A 19,302-nucleotide genomic window follows, 5' to 3' on the forward strand; every position below is an offset into this window, starting at 1 on the left:
GGGTCAGGCCTCGGGCACGGTCGCGATGCGCTCGATCAGATCGGCCAGCCAGTCGACCCTTGGCAAGGGGGCTGTGGCGGGCTTGACCAGCCAGGCGCCGCCTGGCTCGACATGCAGTTCGCTCAGGCCTTCGCACCAGAGCAGCCACGCCAGCCAGGCGCATTGCGGCGCGGAGGGCATTTCGCCGACCGGCATCGACAGCAAGGCGGTCAGCGTTGTGCGGTCGTTCAGGCGCACAGCGCTGCCCCCCGCCTGCACGCCGCCGCCCAACGTCTGCGCCAGCACCGAAAGAGTCTGGTCAGCGTCACCCCGGGGGCCGAAGGTGCGCAGCCAGTCACCGAGGTGCGCGGCAATGGCCGCACCGCGCTGCGCCTCAGCCTGCATCAGATCGGCGTGATCCCACCGGTGCCAGTCCACCTCGGGCTCGTCACAGCCAGCGAGCAAGGCGGCGTGGCCGTAGCGGTACAAGGCGAGTTCGTGCCCATCGTGCTGCACCGCCGCGCTCACCATGAGCAGGCCGGCCAGCCGGTTGGCCCGCAACTGGCTCTGCTGCGCCAGCAGCTTGTCGCGCATGAGGCTATCGCGCTCGCTGCGCAACTGGGCCAGGTCCAGCGCATTCTTCAATTCAGCGCGAAGGCTCTCGATCTCCCAGGGCTTGTTGATGTAGCGGTGGATCTCGCCCGCGTTGATGGCTTCGATGGCATCGCCGATGTCGGAGTACGCCGTGGTGAGAATGCGCACGACGCCGGGGTAGTACTCGCGAGCATGGCGCAGCAGTTCATTGCCATGCTCGCCCGGCATGCGCTGATCGCACACCAGCACCGCCACTTCTGCGCCGTGGGCCTTGAGCAGCGCACGCCCCTCTCCCACCGAACCAGCGGTGATCACGGGCGCCAAGGGGCTCACCAGCCGCTCGAAATATTTCAGCGCCATGGCCTCGTCGTCTACATACAGGATTTTCACTGGCGTCATCAGGTCTCCTCGACCGAGGTATCTTGTGCGGGTGGGAAATACAGAGTCACCGTCGTGCCCTGCCCCAGGTTGGAATGAACTCCGATGGAACCACCCAACGACGTGATCACCCGGTGGCAGAAAAGCATCCCCATTCCGCTGCCACCGGACTCGGCTCGAGTGGTCACGGGCTCCACCATCAGGCGCGACAGCACCTCGGGTGCGATGCCGGGCCCGTTGTCGCCCACCGTCAAGGCGGCTTGCAGGGGCAGACCGGTGGCAGGCGCGGCACGGGTCAGCTCGATGTGCAGCGCGGGCCGCAAGGGCGGAGTGGTCCGCAGGGCAATGAAGGCGTTCTTCACGAGCGTGCACAGCACCAGGAACAGCAGATCGCGTCGGCCTGGCAAGGTGAAATCGGCCGACGTGTCGATCGACAGGCAATCCGCCTCGCCCGGTTCAAACGGATATTCCTCCTGTACCGCACGCACGAGATCACTGGCCAGCAGGTTGGCCGAGGCATCCCCGCGGCTGGCGTCGCGCGCGCTCTGCACGAAGGTGGACACCAGCGATTGGGCATAGGTGGCGCGACGCTGCGCCGCGTCGATCATGAACAGCACGTCGCCCGGCTTCTGCTGCTCGATGTGGGCGACGCCGTCCTGACCGTCGTGCGAGTCGCGATGCCGGTCTCGCATCGCGCTGAGGTAGCCGCGCACCGTGGCCAGGGGCGAGGTGACTTCGTGCGCGAGAAATCCCAGCGTGTCGCGCAGAGCGGATGCGCGTCGCTCGACCAGCTGTTGCTGGCGCACGCGCTCCAGGCTGACCGCGATCGACTCCTTCAGGACTTGCCGCGTGAGCGCATCATCCAGCGGCTTTTCCAGCATCTTTTCCACCTGACCCTGGTTGATGGCCGACATGGCCACGTCCTTGTCGGCGTAGGCCGACATCAGCAAACGCGCAACGTGGGGGTAGGAGCGGCGCACCTCGCCAAGCAGCGCCACGCCATCGCGCCCCGGCATGGAGTAGTCGGTCAACAGAACGGCGACCTCGTGGCCCCGCTGGGCCAGCAACGCCAGCGCTTCGTCCACACCACCAGTGGTCAACACCGCAAACTCGCCGCCGTACAAGCGGGCGAACCACTTGCAAGCCTGAGGCTCGTCATCGACCATGAGGACCACGTGCGGCCCCCTCGATCCTTCAGTCACTCCCTTGTATTCTTCTTGGGTCATGGAGGTCTCGGCAAGTCAAACGTGAATTCGGTCCAGGCGCCTGCCTCGCTATCCACCGCCAGTGTGCCGCCGTGGCGTTGCACGATACCGTAGCTCACGCTCAAGCCCAGGCCCAGCCCGGCACCCACGTCGCGCGTGGTGAAGAAGGGCTCGAACACCCGGGCCCGGTTCTCTTCGGTGATGCCATGGCCGTTGTCGCGCACCGACACACACAGCCGTTGATTGCACTGGACGGCGCGCACCTCGATCTTGGGCGCCTCGCGCTTGGCCGCTTGCAGTGCGTGCGCGGCATTGCTGAACAGGTTGATCAGCACACCAATGATGGCCGGCTCGTCACCGACCACATGGGTATCCTGCGGCATGTCGAGCTTGACTTCTATTCCCTTGAGCTCGTGTCCCGCCAGTCGAAGCGCTGAACGCACGGCATTTTCCAGCAGGAACATGCGTTGGCTGTTCTCACCGGGCTTTTGATAAGCAAACGTTTTCAGGTCGGAAACAATGTTCTGGATGCGCTGCATGCCTTCGCGAGCATCGACCAGGCTCTCCTTGAGCTCGGCATCCTTGTCCATGGCGGGCGATGTCAGGCCCATGTTGATCGCCATCAGGCTGTAGTTGACCGGGTTGTTCAGCTCATGGAGCAGCCCCGCCGAGAGCGTACCGATGGCGGCCATTTTTTCGCGTTGCAGCAGCTGACCTTTGACTTCGGCTAGCGTAGCGTTGATCTCCTGAAGCGATGCGTTTTTCTCTGACACCTCATGCTGCAGGGAGAACAGCCGTATACGCGCCTTCTCGTTGAACCAGGTACACACCGCGGCGGCGGCAGCCGAGAACAGGATGAAGAGGGAATTCGTCACCATGCGAGAGGTCTCGGCCTCTGCGTCTGGATGCAGGGCGCATGCCACCATGTACAAAATCAGGGTAAGCAAGCCGAAGCCCACGCCTTCAAAGAAGCTAATGGGCAAAATTATTCCCACCGCGTACAAGGCCAGGTGCAGGCCAACGAAATAGATGGAGTGCGCCCCATCCGTGGTGAAGATCATGTAGGAAATCATCATTTGAGGCAGCAGCAGCCACAGCATGGTTATCGAGCGCACGTGACGACGGCCCAAACCACTGAATAACACCCCAAAAATGCCCAGCGTGAGTACGACCACAGCCAAGCGCAGCATCGAGAACTCCAGAAGCCGCTGCGGATAAGTGAAATAGTCCAATCCCACACCTGCGAGCACCAGCACGATGGCTGTGATGGCTCCCGCCTTGCTATAAGAAAGACGGAAATCCGACAACTGCTGCTCGTAGGGCGTGCTGGGGCGGCTATCCATGATTAAGAGGAACCGTCTTCAGATGGGTCGTCACGACCACTTCCGCAAAAATGTTGACCCCGGTAGGGTCCGTGTAAAGATTCACCGGGGCATCCACCTCCTCTAGCACCGATTGCATCTGCCGCTCTTCGCGATAGATCAGATGCCATTCCAGCAGGTGCTCCATTCCGTAACGCTCCGGATTGCTGGCATGCACGTTGGTCACCAGCAAATGAGCCCCAAAGTTGCTACGGGAGACAAAGTAGCGGATCAGCCGCGAACAGACTTTGTCGGACAGGTAGTCGAAAAGGCCGGCGCAGTAGATGTAGTCGAAACCCTCTCCCTCGGGCAGAGCGTTGCCGCGCACGGCGCGCTTGAGCAGCTCATGCACCGACTCATGTATGTATTCCACGCTAACCCCGGTCTTGTGCAGGTCTTCGACCGCCTCGATCTTCTGGCGCGTGTAATTCAGAGTCTCCAAGCTGAAATCCATCAGAGTGAATTTAAGATGGGAGAGATCCTCGCCGATGGCGATCAGCCGCTGGATTTCCACCCCTGGCCCGCACCCAACATTGAGGATTCGCACAGGCCGGCCCAGTTGAACCCCATGAACCACCGCCTTGCGAAGGAAATCGACAAGAATGTCAATGCGATTGCGGTGCGCCACGGCCACAGCTGAGCGCAGAAACATGGCATTGACAAGCTGGATATAGGTGCTGCCGCCCTGTCGAGGATCGCCCAAAATCTGGTTGACCATCTCATAGTCTCCCGCATAGCCCAGCGGCTTGGCAAAAGTGCGATAGACGAAGGGCGCGCGCAGCACCAACGGGTGCAGCGCGGTCTGCGCATAGGCCCGATGCAACAGCGAGTCCGCCTCCGGCAGGCGGGAGGCCTCGTCCTCCAGGCGCACCAAGAACTCCTTGCCCTTGATCATGAGCGGCTCGGCCATCGCGACGAACACCTCGTCGGTTAAACGGCCCTGGGTATCACGCGGAAGTGAATCGACCATGTCGGCCTGATCGATCCAACGGGCCGTCTCCGAGAGGAAGGCCCGGAACTCGCTGATGGCAACCTGGTAGCTCTGCCGGACTTTGAAACGAGATTCCCAGTCGGCCACGAAGCGGTAGGCCTCGCTGCTCACCTGCCTGATATCCCCGCGGATCGCGTTGAGGTCGGACCACTCGTCGATCAGCGCCACTGACACGACAGCCATCAAGCCGGTGTTGAGCAAGCTGACCACGACCGCCTTGCCCTTGTATATGCTGCGGTCGCCCGAACGAATGGTCAGCTCGTTGAGCACCTCGCTCACCTGGACGATGGAGTAAGGGTTGTAAATCTCCATCACCAGCGAACGTCTCTGCAGGCTGGTCAGGGTCCCGCGCGCGCTTTCGCCCTGGCTGTTGCAGAACGTAACGACGTGGTCGAAGGGGCGCTGGAGGAACACAGTGTGACCGAAGGATCGGATGGGCGGAGCAGCTACATCTCACTGCTTCTTGATAGATTCCCTGCTGTTGTAGAGTGCAAAGCCGAGTCCCAAGCCGAGCCACCTTCAGCAGCAGAGCCACAAGCGCGTTGCCCTTGGAAAACAACAGACGATACCCGTTCCGCTCCGCGTGGTAGGGCGACATCCCAAGTTTCTCAAGCTGCGGACAGCTACGCATCACCGGTCGATCATATCGCCGAGGCGCGGAACTCGGCGAAGACGTTGAGACCTGTCGATTCTGTGTAGATCGAAGTGTTTTGGCGCTGTGCCGGCAAGATGGATTCCAACCCTGCCTCATCGCGGTAGATCAAGTGCCATTCCAGTAGATGCTCCATGAGAATCTTTTGCGCATTGCTCGAATGCACGTTGGTCACGAGAATTTGTCCTCCTTCTCGTGCGCGCGAGACGAAGTACTGCAACAACCGAGAGCAGACCTTGTCAGAAAGATAGTCAAACAGGCCCGCGCAGTACACAAAGTCGAATGTTTCGCTGGCGGAAACAGGTGTCTGCCGGCTGGTCCGCTTTAGCAGGTCGTGCACTGACTCATTGACGAACTCCACCTGCACCCGTCGGCCGGTTTCGCGAGCACCTTCGGCGATCTTGCTGCGCGTGTACTCAATTGTCGGCTCGCTGAAATCTAACAGCGTGAAAGCAATGCTGTCGGGATGTTCGTCCAATGCAATGAAGCGTCGAATCTCGACGGCCGGACCGCATCCCACGTTCAGCACACGTGCCTGGCGTCCCTCACGCCGCGCTTGACGGGCGATTTGCAACAGGGACTCGACCAGAATGTCAATGCGATTGCGATGGGCCTGTGCGACATCTGCCTTCAGAAATGCGGTGTTGACTATCTGGAAGTAAGTGTTGGGCCCCTGGCGTGGATCCCCCAGGATCTGATTGACCATTTCGTAGTCGCCCGCATAGCCCAGCGGCTTGGTGAAGGTGCGGTAGATGAAGGGCGCACGCAGCAGCAAAGGATGCAACGAAGTCTGTGCAAAGTTGCGGTGCGCGACCAAGTCCTCCGGGGCAACGCGTGGGCCTTCATCTTCGAGCCAGACCAAATACTCTGCGCTTTTCTTCATGATGGGCGCGGCCAGCTCATCGAACACATCGGCACGGATACGTCCATCGGCTTCGCGTGGCAGCGAGGCGGACAAGTCCGCCTGATCCGCCCAGCGGGCCGTTTCTGCCAGGAATGCACGAAACTCGCTGATCATGACCTGGTAGCTCTGCCGGATCTTGAAGCGTGACTCCCAGTCGGACACGAAACGTTCCGCTTCGCCGCGCGCCTGGTGAATGTCGCCGCCAATAGCGTTGTGGTCGGACCACTCGTCGATCAGCTCCACCGAGGCTACGGCCATCAACCCCGTGTTAAGCAGGCTCACCACCACCGCATTGCCCTTATAGATATTGGCATCACCTGTTCGAATGGTGAGTTCGCTCAGCACCTCGCAGACCTGGACGATGGAACACGGGTTGTAGATCTCCATCACCAGTGATCGCCGCTGCAGGCTGGCAACCTTGCCACATGCGGCGCGCCCGTGGCTGTTGCGGAACGTAACGACGTGATCGAAGGGGCGCATTAGGAACAATTTTTGACAAATGGCCGGGAGGCGAGGACCAGATGTACATAATTTATCCTCCGCGAGCTCCCAGGAGTGTAGTCAAAAGGATTATTCGGTCCGGCCCACCGTCATGACGCTCAGATCAGCAAGCCATTAACCCGCTTCACGTAAGCCGCCGGATCGTCGGGCAACCCCCCTTCGGCCAGCAGCGCCTGGTCGAACAGGATGTGGGCCAGATCGTCGAAGTGCTCGCTGGCCTCCAGCTTCTTCACCAGCGCGTGGTCGGCGTTGACCTCCAGGATGGGCTTGACCTGTGGCGCGGGTTGACCGGCCTGTTTGAGCAGGCGTGCCAATTGCGTGGAGTAGTCGCCATCCTCCACGACCAGGCAAGCGGGCGAGTCGACCAGACGTGAAGTCACGCGCACGTCCTTGGCCTTGTCTTTCAGGCTTTCCTTCAGGCGCTCCAACACCGGCTTGAACACCTCGGCTGCGGCTTCGGCGGCCTTCTTCTCTGCTTCGTCCTGCAGGGAGCCGAGATCCACCGCACCCTTGGCGATGCTTTGCAGCGGTGTGCCGTCGAACTCGGTCAGAAACGACAGCGCCCACTCGTCCACGCGATCGGTCATGAGGAGCACCTCGATGCCTTTCTTGCGGAACACCTCGAGTTGCGGGCTGTTCCGGGCGGCGGCCAGGTTGTCGGCGGTGATGTAGTAAATCGCTTTCTGACCCTCCTTCATGCGGGTCTTGTAGTCTGCGAGGGACACCAGCCCATCCGTTCGCCCTGAGCCTGTCGAAGGGCTCTCCTGCGCGTCTGAATCCCGATCGTCCTGAGCTTGTCGAAGGACAGGCTCAGCCCGAACGGGGGACGTGCTGGCAAAACGCAGCAGTTTGGCCAGCTTGTCGCGGTTGGCAAAGTCCTCGCCCAGGCCTTCCTTGAGCACGGCGCCAAACTCGGCGTAGAAGCGGGGGTACTTCTCGGCGTCCTTGCTCAGGTCGTCGAGCATGGCCAGCACGCGGCGGGTGTTGCCTTCGCGGATGGCCTTCACGTCGCGGCTCTCCTGCAGCAGCTCGCGGCTCACGTTGAGCGGCAGGTCGGCCGAGTCGACCACGCCTTTGACCCAGCGCAGGTAAGCTGGCATGAGCGCTTCGGCCTCGTCCATGATGAACACGCGCTTCACGTACAGCTTGATGCCGGCCTTGCGCTCGCGGTTCCACAGGTCCTGTGGCGCCTTGGCCGGGATGTAGAGCAACTGGGTGTATTCGGTGCTGCCCTCCACGCGGTTGTGGCTCCAGGCCAGCGGGGCCTGGGTGTCGTAGCTGAGGTTCTTGTAGAACTCGGCGTACTGTTCGTCGCTGATGTCTTTCTTGCTGCGCGCCCACAGCGCATTGGCCGAATTCACGGCCTCCCAATCGCCCTTGCGAACGTATTCGCTTTTCTCGGCGTCCCATTCTTCCTTTTCCATCAGGATCGGAAGGCTGATGTGGTCGGAGTACTTGCCAACGATGGTCTTGAGGCGCCAGTGGTCGAGGTAGTCGCTTGCGTCCTCGCGCAGGTGCAGGATGACGCTGGTGCCGCGCGCGCCGCGTTCGATGGGCTCGACTTCGAAGTCTCCTGTGCCGCCACTGGTCCAGCGCACGCCCTCTCCCGCTGGCAAACCAGCGCGGCGGGACTCCACCGTGATCTTGTCGGCCACGATGAAGCCGGAATAGAAGCCCACGCCAAACTGGCCAATGAGTTGCGCGTCCTGCTTCTGGTCGCCAGAGAGCCGGCTCATGAAATCCTTGGTGCCGCTCTTGGCGATGGTGCCCAGGTGGTCAATGGCCTCCTGTGCGCTCATGCCGATGCCGTTGTCGGTGATGCTGATGGTGCGGGCCTCGCGGTCGAAGGCCACTCGCACTTCCAGATTGGGCGCATCCTCGAACAGCGCTGCATTGTTCAGGGCTTCGAAACGCAGCTTGTCGCAGGCATCGGAGGCGTTGGACACCAGCTCGCGCAGAAAGATGTCGGGGTTGGAGTACAGCGAGTGCGTGACGAGGTGCAGCAGTTGCGCCACCTCGGCCTGAAAGGACAGGGTTTGTTTGCTCATGGGAGTCTGCAGGAAGAAGAACTGGAACGAAAACCACCGCTGCGGACGCAGCGCGAAGCGGAATTATGGGCGGGACTCGAAAATTCAAGCATCCACCGGCGGCGGGGCGGGTGCGAGCCACTGCAGCACTTGCTCGGCCACCGCCATGCTGGAGAGCAGTTCCAGGTGCCCTGTGCGGTAGAAGGTGCGCTGGCTGTCGCGCGCAAACACCAGTCGCCGCCGAGGGTCGTCGTGCTGGCCCAGCGCGCTGCGCAGCGGCACCAGCCCGTCGCCGGTGAGGCGTTCGGCCAGCAGCCCGCGCTGCGGCGCCAGCGTGCCGGCTGCGGTGAAGCAGGCCACGCCCTCGGGCAGGGGCAGGGGCTCGCGGTGGTCGGCGGCCGAGCCGAAGCGATCGCGGCCGTGCCAGTCCGCCTCGCGCACATGGCCATGGCGCAGGTCGGTGATGCCGGCGCTGCGCAACTGCCCCAGGCGGGTGAACGGAGCGGTGAAGGGTGAGGCCGCCAGCAGCACATCGACGCCGTGCCCCGCGCGTTCCAGGGGCGCGCCATGGTGCGGCGTTCCGAGGAACACCAGATGCCGCAGCAACCCGGGCCAGCGGAGCCCGGCACCCTGCGCCTCGTAGCAGGCCGCACGCGCCACCAGACCGCCCATGCTGTGGCCCAGCAAGGTGATGGACTGCAGCGGCACCGGCCACTGCGCCGTCAGCGCTTCGAGCTGGCGTGCGAATTCGCGGCCATTCACCGATGTGTGCAAGCCGCTGTTGTAGCGCAGGTAGACCGGCGTGCAGCCCAGCGCCTGCGCGAGCCAGGCGCCATGGTCGTGGCCCGCACGTTGCCACTGCGTGTCGTTCATGCACAGGCCGTGCAGCAGCACCAGCAGGTGCGGCGTTGCGCTCGCCAGGCGTTCGTGCAGCGGCGGGCCACGGCCCAGAGGCAGCCGTTCGCCCTGGTAACGCAGCTCCATCGGCTGCGCCAGCGGGTTGGCGCTGGCCTGCAGGCGATCGCCCAGCACGCCGTTGAGCGCAGCGATCACGGCCTCACGGCCGGGAGATGGCGCCGGATGCAGACCCGGCTCGTCGACGAGAGGCAGCAGGGAGGCCAATGCGCCGTCCAGCCCGTGGCCCACGAGTTGAGTGACCCCCCGAATACCTCGGTAGACCTGGCCGGTGAGTCCGCTGGTGCGATCGGGCAAGGCCCCGGCGGGCAGGCCGATCCGCCGACGCACCGACTGGTGCACGCCTTCGGCGATGCCAATCACGCCGGTGGTGGCTTCGGTGGCCAGTTGCACGGCCGCCCGCAGGTCGGCGGGGCGGACATGGCGCAGCAGGGCCAGCTGGGCAGCGGAGGGGGTCTTGAGGGCCATGGGGCATTCTGGACTCGATCCATGCCCGCTGGCCATCAAAACCTCTCGTCACTCCCCAGATACCGCCACTGTCCCACCGGCAGGTTCCCCAGCAGCACCCCGCCAATGCGGATGCGCTTCAAGCCCACCACGTGCAGGCCCACCTGTTCGCACATGCGGCGAATCTGGCGCTTCTTGCCCTCGATGAGCACAAAGCGCAGCTGCTCGGGGTTCTGCCATTCCACCTGCGCGGGCTTGAGTGGCTGGCCGTCCAGGCTCAGGCCATGGCGCAGCAAGGCCAGTTGCGACGGCGCCAACGCGGCCTGCACGTTCTGCGCCACGACGCCCGCACCTTGTGGGCCGTTGGGCGCGTACTGCACGCGCACCAGGTATTCCTTTTCCACGCCGCTGTGCTCGCCGATCAGGGTGCGCGCCACGCGGCCGTCCTGGGTGAGCACGAGCAGGCCGGTGGAGTCGATGTCGAGCCGACCCGCCGGCGCCAGGCCCCGCGTGTGCTCGGGGGCAAAGCGGCGGCCGTCGCCGGGCATGCGCGCATCACCACGCCATTGACTGGGCGCACCGATGAGCGTGGCGGCGGCCTCGTGGCCGTCCTCGGGCTGGCCGCTCACGTAGCCCACCGGCTTGTGCAGCAGGATGGTGACCTGTCCACTCTGCTGGTGACGCGCTTGCGGCGCCACTTCGATGTGTGCGTCGGCGGGCACGGGCTGGCCCATCACGGCCGGCTGGCCGTTCACCTTCACCCAGCCGCGCGCGATCCATTCGTCGGCCTCGCGGCGCGAGCAAAGGCCGAGGTCGGCCATGCGCTTGTTGAGGCGGATTTCGCCGCGCACGTTGCCCACGCGGGCGAGATCGGGCCGGTGGGGTTGGCGCTGAGGCGGGGGTGCCGGAGGACGGGGACGCGCCGTGCGTTCACCTTCGGGCCGAGCGCGCCTGGGCGCTTCACCCGGCAAGGCTTCGCGCGGCGGCTTGGGTGCAGAGGCAGACACGCTCTTGGCGCGCGCCGGGCCGGGTGGGCGCACGGGTGCGCGGCGCGGCGCGAATGGGTCGGCGGGCTTCTTGGGTGCACCCGGATTCAACTTCAGTGTGCGGGCGGGTTTATCGGTAGACATGAGGGGATCATCCCTCATCCAGCACGCCCGACCTCAGGGCGGCCAGGTCCAGCACCCTCAAGCCCCCGTACTCCACGCGAATCCACCCTTTGGCCGCCAGCGTGGTGAGCGCCTCGTTGACCCGCTGCCGAGAGAGCCCCACCAGATAGGCCAGTTCCTGCTGGGTGATGCGCAGCACACCACCCACGTTGGGCGATAGCAGTGGATGGAACAGCGCAGCCAGGTTGCGTGCGACACGAAGGTCGGGGTTGTTGAGGCGGTCGATCTCGCGCGCGGCGATGAATTGCCCCAGGCGCTCATTGAGCTGGTGCATCACGAAACGGTTGAAGCCGATGGAGTGGTCCAGCAGCCAGTCGAAGGTTTCCACCGGCAAGCCCGCCACGCGGCTCTTGCGCAAGGCCAGGATGTTGTAGCGGTACTGCTCGTGCTTGAGCACCGTGCCCTCGCCAAACCAGCCGCCAGGCGCCACGCCGGTGAAGGTGATGACGGGGCCCTGCGAGTCGTCGTTGCTCATCTTGAGCAGGCCGTCCACCAGCCCGAACCAGAAGGTGACCGGGCGCCCGAAACGGCACACGTAATCGCCCGCCTGGGCTTCGCCCACCACGAGCGCGGCCACGGCGCGCTCGCGCTCGGCATCGCTCAAGCGTTGCAGCCAGGGTATTTCGGCCAGCTCGGCTTCGGTGGGCGGCCTCGCACGATCGCGCAAGACGTTGCCGGAACGGTGAGGCGTGAAAGGGCTCATGTTGGTCCCCCAGGGGAAAGAACCGACAGGCTAGGGCCTGCCCACGCTGGTGCGTGGGATGCGAGCAGGTCCTAGGGAAAGTCCTAGGAGGGGAGACCCGCAATTGTCGTCGGACCGACAACATAACGTCAAACGAAGACCTACCATCCGCAAAACAGTGAACGGCGTGCCTTGCGCATTCCACAGGACACCCACCGCTCACCTGCCACAGGAGACATGCATGCAAACGACTTTCCCCCGGCTGTTGCTGGACCACGCGCAACGCCGCCCACAGGCGGCGGCCATGCGCGAGAAGGAATACGGCATCTGGCAGACGACGACGTGGGCGCAGATGGCGGCGCTGGTGGAAGCCCTGGCTTGCGGTCTTCACCAGGCAGGGCTGCGGCGCGGCGAGCACATGGTGGTGATCGGCGCGAATCGCCCTCGCCTGTACGCCACCATGCTGGCGGCCCAGGCGCTGGGCGCGATTCCCGTGCCGCTCTACCAGGACGCGGTGGGCACCGAATGCGTCTTCCCGATCAACAACGCCGAAGTGCGTTTCGCGGTGGTGGAAGACCAGGAGCAGGTGGACAAGATGCTGGAGATCCGGGAGAGCTGCCCGCAACTCTCCCACATCTACTACGACGACCCGCGGGGCCTGCGCAACTACGACCAGCCCGGCCTGGGTGGCATGGAGGAACTGGTGGCGGCCGGTCAGGCCCATGCGAAGGCGCACCCCGAGCTCTTCAGGGATCAGGTGGCACTGGGCCAGCCCGACGACGTGGCCGCCATGTTCTTCACCAGTGGCACCACCGGCAACCCCAAGGGCGTGGTGCACACGCACAACACGCTGATCGACCGCGCCAGCGTGGGCGCGAAATTCGACAGGCTCACGGCCGACGAAGAGGTGCTGGCCTACCTGCCACCGGCCTGGGTCGGGCAGAACATCTTCAGCTACTCGCAGTGGCTGGCTTGCGGATTCGTGGTGAATTGTCCCGAGTCCGCAGCGACCGTGACGATCGACCTGAAAGAAGTGGGCCCGACCTACTACTTCGCGCCGCCGCGCGTTTTCGAAGGCCTGCTCACCAGCGTGATGATCCGCATGGAAGACGCGGGCGCCATCAAACGCGGCATGTTCCACCACTTCATGAACCTGGCGCGCCGGGTCGGCCCGGACCGCATGGACGGCAAGCCCATGGGCCTGTTCGATCGACTCTGGTACGCCGTGGGCGATGCACTGGTGTACGGCCCGTTGCGCAACAACCTCGGCATGAGCCGCGTGCGCGTGGCCTACACCGCCGGCGAGGCCATCGGGCCCGACCTCTTCAGTTTCTACCGCTCCATCGGCATCAACCTGAAGCAGCTCTACGGCTCCACCGAAACCGCTGTGTTTGTCTGCCTGCAGCCCGACAACGAGGCGCGCGCCGACACAGTGGGGGTTCCTTGCGAGGGCGTGGAGATCAAGCTCTCCGAGAGCGGCGAGATCCTGGTGAAGTCGCCGGGTCTGCTCAAGGGTTACTACAAGAATCCGCAAGCCACCGCCGAAGTGCTCACGGCCGACGGCTGGTACCACACCAGCGATGCCGGCTTCATCGACGCCTCGGGACACCTGAAGATCATTGACCGCGTGAAGGACGTGGGCCGCCTGAAGGGCGGTGCGTTCGACGGCGCGATGTTCGCGCCCAAGTACGTGGAGAACAAGCTCAAGTTTTTCTCGCACATCAAGGAAGCCGTGGCCTACGGCGACCAGCGTGAGAAGGTCTGCGTGCTGATCAACATCGACTTCGATGCCGTGGGCAACTGGGCCGAGCGGCGCAACCTGCCGTATGCGGGCTACACCGACCTGGCGCAAAAGCCGGAGGTGTACGAACTCATTCGCGAGTGCGTGGAAAAAGTGAATGCCGACCTCAGCCGCGACGAGTTGCTCGCGGGCAGCCAGATCAGCCGCTTTCTGGTGCTGCACAAGGAACTGGACGCCGACGACGGCGAACTCACACGCACCAACAAGGTCCGCCGTGGCTTCATCGCCGACCGCTACAACGTGCTGGTGGACGCGCTCTACGGCGGCAAGACCGAGCAATACATCGAGACCCAGGTGAAGTTCGAGGATGGGCGCACCGGTTCGGTCAGCGCCACGCTGAAGATCCAGGACGCCAAGGTGTTCTCCCCCGTGAGGGCAGCCGCATGAACCACCACACCCCTTTCGGGCTGAGCCTGGCCTGTCCAGAGCCTGTCGAAGGATCGAAGCCCTTCCAAGCCAACATCGCAAGAACCCTTCGACAGGCTCAGGGCGAACGGAGATTCGCATGAGCGAAAAGAAAATCGGCGACGTCATCCTCGACGTGCACAACATCAGCTTGCGCTTTGGAGGCGTCAAGGCGCTTACCGACATCAGCTTCAACGTGCGCGAACACGAGGTGCGCGCCATCATCGGGCCCAACGGCGCGGGCAAGAGCTCCATGCTCAACTGCATCAACGGCGTGTACCAGCCGCAGGAAGGCTCGATCAGCTTCCGGGGCCAGACCTTCAAGCACATGAACAGCCGCCAGGTGGCCGAGATGGGCATCGCGCGCACCTTCCAGAACCTCGCGCTCTTCAAGGGCATGAGCGTGATCGACAACCTCATGACCGGGCGCAACCTGCGCATCAGGAGCAACCTGTTTGCACAGGCGTTTCGCAACCCCTTCGGCTTCGGCGGCGCGCAGAAGGAAGAAGAACAGCACCGCGAGTTCGTCGAACACATCATCGACTTCCTGGAGATCCAGGCCTTTCGCAAGACACCCGTGGGCACCCTGCCCTACGGTCTGCAGAAACGCGTGGACCTCGGCCGGGCTCTCGCCATGGAGCCGCAGGTGCTGCTGCTGGACGAACCCATGGCGGGCATGAATGTGGAGGAGAAGCAGGACATGAGCCGCTTCATCCTCGATGTGAACGACGAGTTCGGGACCACCATCGTGCTGATCGAGCACGACATGGGCGTGGTGATGGACATCTCCGACCGCGTGGTGGTGCTCGACTACGGCAAGAAGATCGGTGACGGCACGCCCGATGAGGTGCGCAACAACGAAGAAGTCATCAGCGCCTACCTTGGCACGAGTCATTGATCGAGAAACACCATGGCATTCTTTCTTGAAGCTCTTCTTGGCGGCCTCATGGCCGGCATGCTGTATTCGCTGGTGGCGCTGGGCTTCGTGCTCATCTACAAGGCCTCAGGGGTTTTCAACTTCGCCCAGGGCGCCATGGTGCTGTTCGCAGCACTCGCCATGGCGCGCTTCTCCGGCTGGGTGCCGGGCTTGCTGGGCATCGAGGACAAGTTCCTGGGCAACCTGATCGCCTTTCTCATGGCCGGCGTGCTCATGTTCGTGCTGGCCTTGCTGATCGAGCGCCTGGTGCTGCGCCACCTGGTCAACCAGGAAGGCGTGACGCTGCTGATGGCCACGCTGGGCATCACCTATTTCCTCGACGGCCTGGGCCAGACCATTTTCGGCTCGGACATCTACCAGATCGACGTGGGCATGCCCAAGGATCCGATCTTCCTGTTTGACGGCGTCTTTGAAGGCGGTGTTCTGGTCAACCTGGAAGATGTGTACGCGGCCTGTGTAGCGGCCTTGCTGGTGGCCGCGCTCTCGCTGTTCTTCCAGAAGACTTCCACCGGACGTGCGCTGCGTGCGGTGGCCGACGACCACCAGGCTGCGCAGTCGATCGGCATTCCGCTCAACCGCATCTGGGTCATCGTGTGGTTCGTGGCGGGCGTCACCGCGCTGGTGGCCGGGATCATCTGGGGCTCCAAGCTGGGTGTGCAGTTTTCGTTGACCACCGTGGCCCTGCGCGCCCTGCCGGTGATCATCCTGGGCGGCCTCACCTCGGTGCCCGGCGCCATCATCGGCGGCCTGATCATCGGCGTGGGCGAGAAGCTCTCCGAGGTCTTCCTCGGCCCCTATGTGGGCGGCGGCATCGAGATCTGGTTTGCGTATGTGCTGGCTCTTGTCTTCTTGCTCTTCAGGCCGCAGGGCTTGTTCGGCGAAAAGATCATTGATCGCGTCTAAGGAATTTCGACCATGTTCTACAGAGAAAACGGTCAGTTCAAGACCTCCTACAGCGCCGACCAGCAGATCTTCCCGATCGCGCAGGACCGGTGGGTCATCCTCGCCTTCATCGCGTTTGCCTTCATCGGCGTTCCGCTGCTGGTCGACGAGTACATGTTTCGCGCCATCCTCATTCCCTTCCTGATCCTGGCGCTGGCCGCGCTCGGCGTGAACATCCTCGTGGGCTACTGCGGTCAGATCAGCCTGGGCTCGGGCGCCTTCATGGCGGTGGGCGCGTACATGGCCTACAACACCTACGTGCGAATCGACGGCATGCCGGTGATCATTGCCCTGCTGTCGGGCGGCTTCTTCGCCACCCTGGTGGGCATCTTCTTTGGCATCCCCAGCCTGCGTGTGAAAGGCCTCTACCTCGCGGTGGCCACGCTGGCCGCGCAGTTCTTCTGCGACTGGGCGTTCCTGCGCATCGGCTGGTTCACCAACAACACCGCCTCGGGTTCGGTCTCGGTCTCCAACCTCTCGGTGCTGGGCTGGACCATCAACACTCCGATGGACAAGTACCTGTTCTGCCTGGGCTTTCTGGTGGTGTTTGCGCTGCTGGCCAAGAACCTCGTGCGATCGGCCATCGGCCGCGAGTGGATGGCCATCCGCGACATGGACGTCGCTGCTTCGGTGATCGGCATCCGCCCGATGTACGCCAAGCTCAGCGCCTTTGCCGTGAGCAGTTTCATCGTCGGCGTGGCCGGCGGCCTGTGGGGCTTTGTGCACCTGGGCTCCTGGGAGCCTGCGGCTTTCTCCATCGACCGCAGCTTCCAGTTGCTCTTCATGGTGATCATCGGCGGCATGGGATCGATCATGGGCAGCTTCTTCGGTGCAGCCTTCATCGTGGTTCTGCCCATCTTCCTCAACCAGTTCCTGCCCGCGGTGGGCTCACTCGTCGGCGTGGAGATCTCCACCGCCGCCGTCTCGCACACCGAGTTCATGATTTTCGGCGCGCTCATCGTCTGGTTCCTGATCGTGGAACCCCACGGTCTGGCCAAGCTCTGGAGTATTGCCAAACAGAAGTTGCGGCTCTGGCCCTTTCCGCACTGAGTTCGGAACGGCGCAGGCCGTCCGACGTCCAAGGGTCATGGTGTTTGTGTGGGTCTGTGTGTTTGATTCTTATCAGGAGACTACGAAATGAAGCTGCGAAATCTTGTTCTGTCCGTGTCCATCGCCTGCGCCGGCGTGTCCGCCGCTCTGGTGGCACCGAGCGCCATGGCGCAAGCCAAGGAACAGTTTTTCCCCGTGCTGGTGTACCGCACGGGCGCCTACGCGCCCAACGGTGTGCCATTTGCCAACGGTTACGTGGACTACCTCAAGCTGGTGAACGAGCGTGGCGGTATCAACGGCGTGAAGGTGTCGTTTGAAGAGTGCGAGACCGGCTACGCCACCGATCGAGGTGTCGAGTGCTACGAGCGCCTGAAGGGCAAGAATGGTGGTGCCACGGTGTTCCAGCCACTTTCCACCGGCATCACGTTTGCGCTGACCGAAAAGGCCCCGGGCGACAAGATCCCGCTGATCACCGCCGGCTACGGCCGCAGCGAGTCGGCCGATGGTGGCGTGTTCAAGTGGAACTTCCCGCTCTCGGGCACTTACTGGGTGGCCGCCGACACGCTGATCCAGCACATCGCCAAAAAGGAGGGCGGTGTGGACAAGCTCAAGGGCAAGAAGATCGCGCTGGTCTACCACGACAGCCCGTTCGGCAAAGAGCCGATCCCGCTGCTGCAGGAGCGCGCCGCCATGCACGGCTTCTCGCTGAGCCTGCTGCCGGTGACGCACCCCGGTGTGGAGCAGAAAGCCACCTGGCTGCAGATTCGCCGCGACCGCCCGGACTACGTGCTCAACTGGGGCTGGGGCGTGATGAACTCCACCGCGTTGAAGGAAGCGCAGGCCACCGGCTACCCGCGCGAGAAGATGTATGGCGTGTGGTGGGCGGGTGCCGAGCCGGACGTGAAAGACGTGGGCGCGGGCGCCAAGGGCTACAACGCCATCATGATGCAGCACGGCGCCGAGCCGAATGCGGCCGTGGTCAAGGAAATCCTGAGCAAGGTGCACGGCAAGGGCCAGGGCACGGGACCGAAGGAAGAAGTTGGCCAGGTGCTGTACATGCGCGGTCTGCAGGCCGCCATGCTGGCGGTGGAGGGCGTGCGCGCCGCGCAGGACCGCTATGGCAAGGGCAAGGTCATGACGGGTGAGCAGGCTCGCTGGGGTTACGAGAACCTGAACCTCACGCAAGCCAAGCTCGACGCGCTGGGCTTCAAGGGTGTGATGCGCCCGATCTCCACCAGCTGCCAGGACCACATGGGCGCCTCCTGGGCCCGCGTACACACCTGGAACGGCAGCAAGTTCGAGTGGACCTCCGACTGGCTGCAAGGCGATGAGCAGATCATCCGTCCGATGGTCAAGGCAGCGGCCGACAAGTACGCGGCCGAGAAAAAACTGACCCGTCGCACCGGCGCCGACTGCCAGTCTTGATCTCCGACTGAACCTGGCGGCTCGCAAGAGCCGCCAATTCAAAGACCGGCTGCGCGCAGGTCTTTGAATTGGCCACACAGGACACTCCCATGACCACCCCAGCGAGCACCACCACCAACGTCCTCAACGTCAACGGCATCGAGGTCATCTACAACCATGTGATCCTGGTGCTCAAGGGCGTTTCGCTCAATGTGCCCGAGGGCAAGATCGCGGCGGTGCTGGGAGGCAACGGGGCGGGCAAGACGACGACGCTGCGGGCCATCTCCAACTTGCTCAAGGCCGAGCGCGGCGAAGTCACCAAGGGCAGCATCGAGCTGCGGGGCGAACGCATTGAGAACCTCACGCCGGCCGACCTGGTGCAGCGCGGCGTGGTGCAGGTGATGGAGGGCCGCCACTGCTTCGCCCACCTGACCATTGAAGAAAACCTGCTCACCGGCTCCTACACGCGCAAGGACAAAGGCGAGGTGGCAGCCAACCTGGAGAAGGTCTACAACTACTTTCCGCGCCTGAAGACGAGGCGCACCAGCCAGGCCGCCTATACCTCGGGCGGCGAGCAGCAGATGTGCGCGATTGGCCGGGCGCTGATGACCAACCCCAGCGTGATGCTGCTGGATGAGCCCTCCATGGGACTGGCGCCGCAGATCGTTGAAGAGGTGTTTGAGATCGTGAAGGACCTCAACCAGAAGGAGAAGGTCACTTTCCTGCTGGCCGAGCAGAACACCAACATGGCGCTGAAGTACGCCGACTACGGCTACATCATGGAGTCGGGGCGCATCGTCATGGACGGCCTGGCCAGTGACCTGCGCAACAACGAGGACGTGAAGGAGTTCTACCTGGGCATGGGCGGTGGCGAGCGCAAGTCGTTCAAGGACGTCAAGAGCTACAAGCGGCGCAAGCGCTGGCTGGCCTGATCTCGCTTCAATTCCCAACGCTGCAC

At 63.4% G+C, this 19,302-nt stretch carries 15 protein-coding genes; 6 read left to right on the top strand and 9 right to left on the bottom strand.

The features are described 5' to 3' along the window. Positions 1 to 3: 3 nt before the first annotated feature. The 9 genes from AB7F11_RS05815 to AB7F11_RS05855 form a co-directional block, all read right to left on the bottom strand. Positions 4 to 972: a response regulator gene (locus tag AB7F11_RS05815; protein ID WP_428289302.1), complete on the bottom strand. Its 969-nt coding sequence runs from the start codon at positions 970 to 972 to the stop codon at positions 4 to 6. After that, positions 972 to 2,177 carry a hybrid sensor histidine kinase/response regulator gene (locus AB7F11_RS05820; protein ID WP_428289301.1) on the bottom strand — a complete coding sequence of 402 codons (1,206 nt, stop codon included), beginning with the start codon at positions 2,175 to 2,177 and terminating at the stop codon, positions 972 to 974. Before AB7F11_RS05820 ends, AB7F11_RS05815 begins: the two co-directional genes overlap by 1 nt. Continuing rightward, complete coding sequence (locus AB7F11_RS05825) at positions 2,174 to 3,499, bottom strand: sensor histidine kinase (RefSeq protein ID WP_428289300.1); 1,326 nt, start codon at positions 3,497 to 3,499, stop codon at positions 2,174 to 2,176. The genes AB7F11_RS05820 and AB7F11_RS05825 overlap by 4 nt, the downstream gene beginning before the upstream one ends. Beyond that, positions 3,492 to 4,922 (bottom strand): class I SAM-dependent methyltransferase, encoded by a 1,431-nt coding sequence (locus tag AB7F11_RS05830; RefSeq protein ID WP_428289299.1) that lies wholly within the window; start codon positions 4,920 to 4,922, stop codon positions 3,492 to 3,494. The genes AB7F11_RS05825 and AB7F11_RS05830 overlap by 8 nt, the downstream gene beginning before the upstream one ends. 227 nt (positions 4,923 to 5,149) lie before the next feature. Further along, on the bottom strand, positions 5,150 to 6,553 hold the full coding sequence (locus AB7F11_RS05835; RefSeq protein ID WP_428289298.1) for a class I SAM-dependent methyltransferase: 1,404 nt from the start codon (positions 6,551 to 6,553) through the stop codon (positions 5,150 to 5,152). Positions 6,554 to 6,663: 110 nt separating this feature from the next. Further along, positions 6,664 to 8,613: a molecular chaperone HtpG gene (gene htpG, locus AB7F11_RS05840; RefSeq protein WP_428299906.1), complete on the bottom strand. Its 1,950-nt coding sequence runs from the start codon at positions 8,611 to 8,613 to the stop codon at positions 6,664 to 6,666. A gap of 84 nt (positions 8,614 to 8,697) precedes the next feature. Further along, the gene (locus AB7F11_RS05845) at positions 8,698 to 9,975 is read right to left on the bottom strand and encodes an esterase/lipase family protein (RefSeq protein WP_428289296.1); all 1,278 of its coding nucleotides are present in this window, start codon (positions 9,973 to 9,975) and stop codon (positions 8,698 to 8,700) included. A 35-nt stretch (positions 9,976 to 10,010) separates the two neighbouring features. Then, positions 10,011 to 11,084, bottom strand: coding sequence for a pseudouridine synthase (locus AB7F11_RS05850; RefSeq protein WP_428289295.1), 1,074 nt, complete (start codon positions 11,082 to 11,084; stop codon positions 10,011 to 10,013). A gap of 7 nt (positions 11,085 to 11,091) precedes the next feature. Further along, positions 11,092 to 11,826, bottom strand: coding sequence for a Crp/Fnr family transcriptional regulator (locus AB7F11_RS05855; protein WP_428289294.1), 735 nt, complete (start codon positions 11,824 to 11,826; stop codon positions 11,092 to 11,094). Positions 11,827 to 12,046: 220 nt separating this feature from the next. Between AB7F11_RS05855 and AB7F11_RS05860 the strand changes: the two genes are divergently transcribed. The 6 genes from AB7F11_RS05860 to AB7F11_RS05885 all read left to right on the top strand — a co-directional run bounded on the left by AB7F11_RS05860 (position 12,047) and on the right by AB7F11_RS05885 (position 19,276). Beyond that, positions 12,047 to 13,993 (top strand): AMP-dependent synthetase/ligase, encoded by a 1,947-nt coding sequence (locus AB7F11_RS05860; protein WP_428289293.1) that lies wholly within the window; start codon positions 12,047 to 12,049, stop codon positions 13,991 to 13,993. Between the two features lie 118 nt (positions 13,994 to 14,111). Beyond that, positions 14,112 to 14,909: an ABC transporter ATP-binding protein gene (locus AB7F11_RS05865; RefSeq protein ID WP_428289292.1), complete on the top strand. Its 798-nt coding sequence runs from the start codon at positions 14,112 to 14,114 to the stop codon at positions 14,907 to 14,909. 12 nt (positions 14,910 to 14,921) lie between these two features. Then, positions 14,922 to 15,851 (top strand): branched-chain amino acid ABC transporter permease, encoded by a 930-nt coding sequence (locus AB7F11_RS05870; protein ID WP_428289291.1) that lies wholly within the window; start codon positions 14,922 to 14,924, stop codon positions 15,849 to 15,851. Between the two features lie 12 nt (positions 15,852 to 15,863). Further along, complete coding sequence (locus AB7F11_RS05875) at positions 15,864 to 16,940, top strand: branched-chain amino acid ABC transporter permease (RefSeq protein ID WP_428289290.1); 1,077 nt, start codon at positions 15,864 to 15,866, stop codon at positions 16,938 to 16,940. Positions 16,941 to 17,027: 87 nt separating this feature from the next. Continuing rightward, positions 17,028 to 18,365: an ABC transporter substrate-binding protein gene (locus AB7F11_RS05880; protein WP_428289289.1), complete on the top strand. Its 1,338-nt coding sequence runs from the start codon at positions 17,028 to 17,030 to the stop codon at positions 18,363 to 18,365. 89 nt (positions 18,366 to 18,454) lie between these two features. Then, a complete protein-coding gene (locus AB7F11_RS05885) occupies positions 18,455 to 19,276 on the top strand; it encodes an ABC transporter ATP-binding protein (RefSeq protein ID WP_428289288.1) in 822 nt (273 codons plus the stop codon). The last annotated feature ends 26 nt before the right edge of the window (positions 19,277 to 19,302 follow it).

Origin of the sequence: Hydrogenophaga sp. (assembly GCF_050250835.1) — a bacterium.
Taxonomy (GTDB): Bacteria; Pseudomonadota; Gammaproteobacteria; order Burkholderiales; family Burkholderiaceae_C; genus Hydrogenophaga.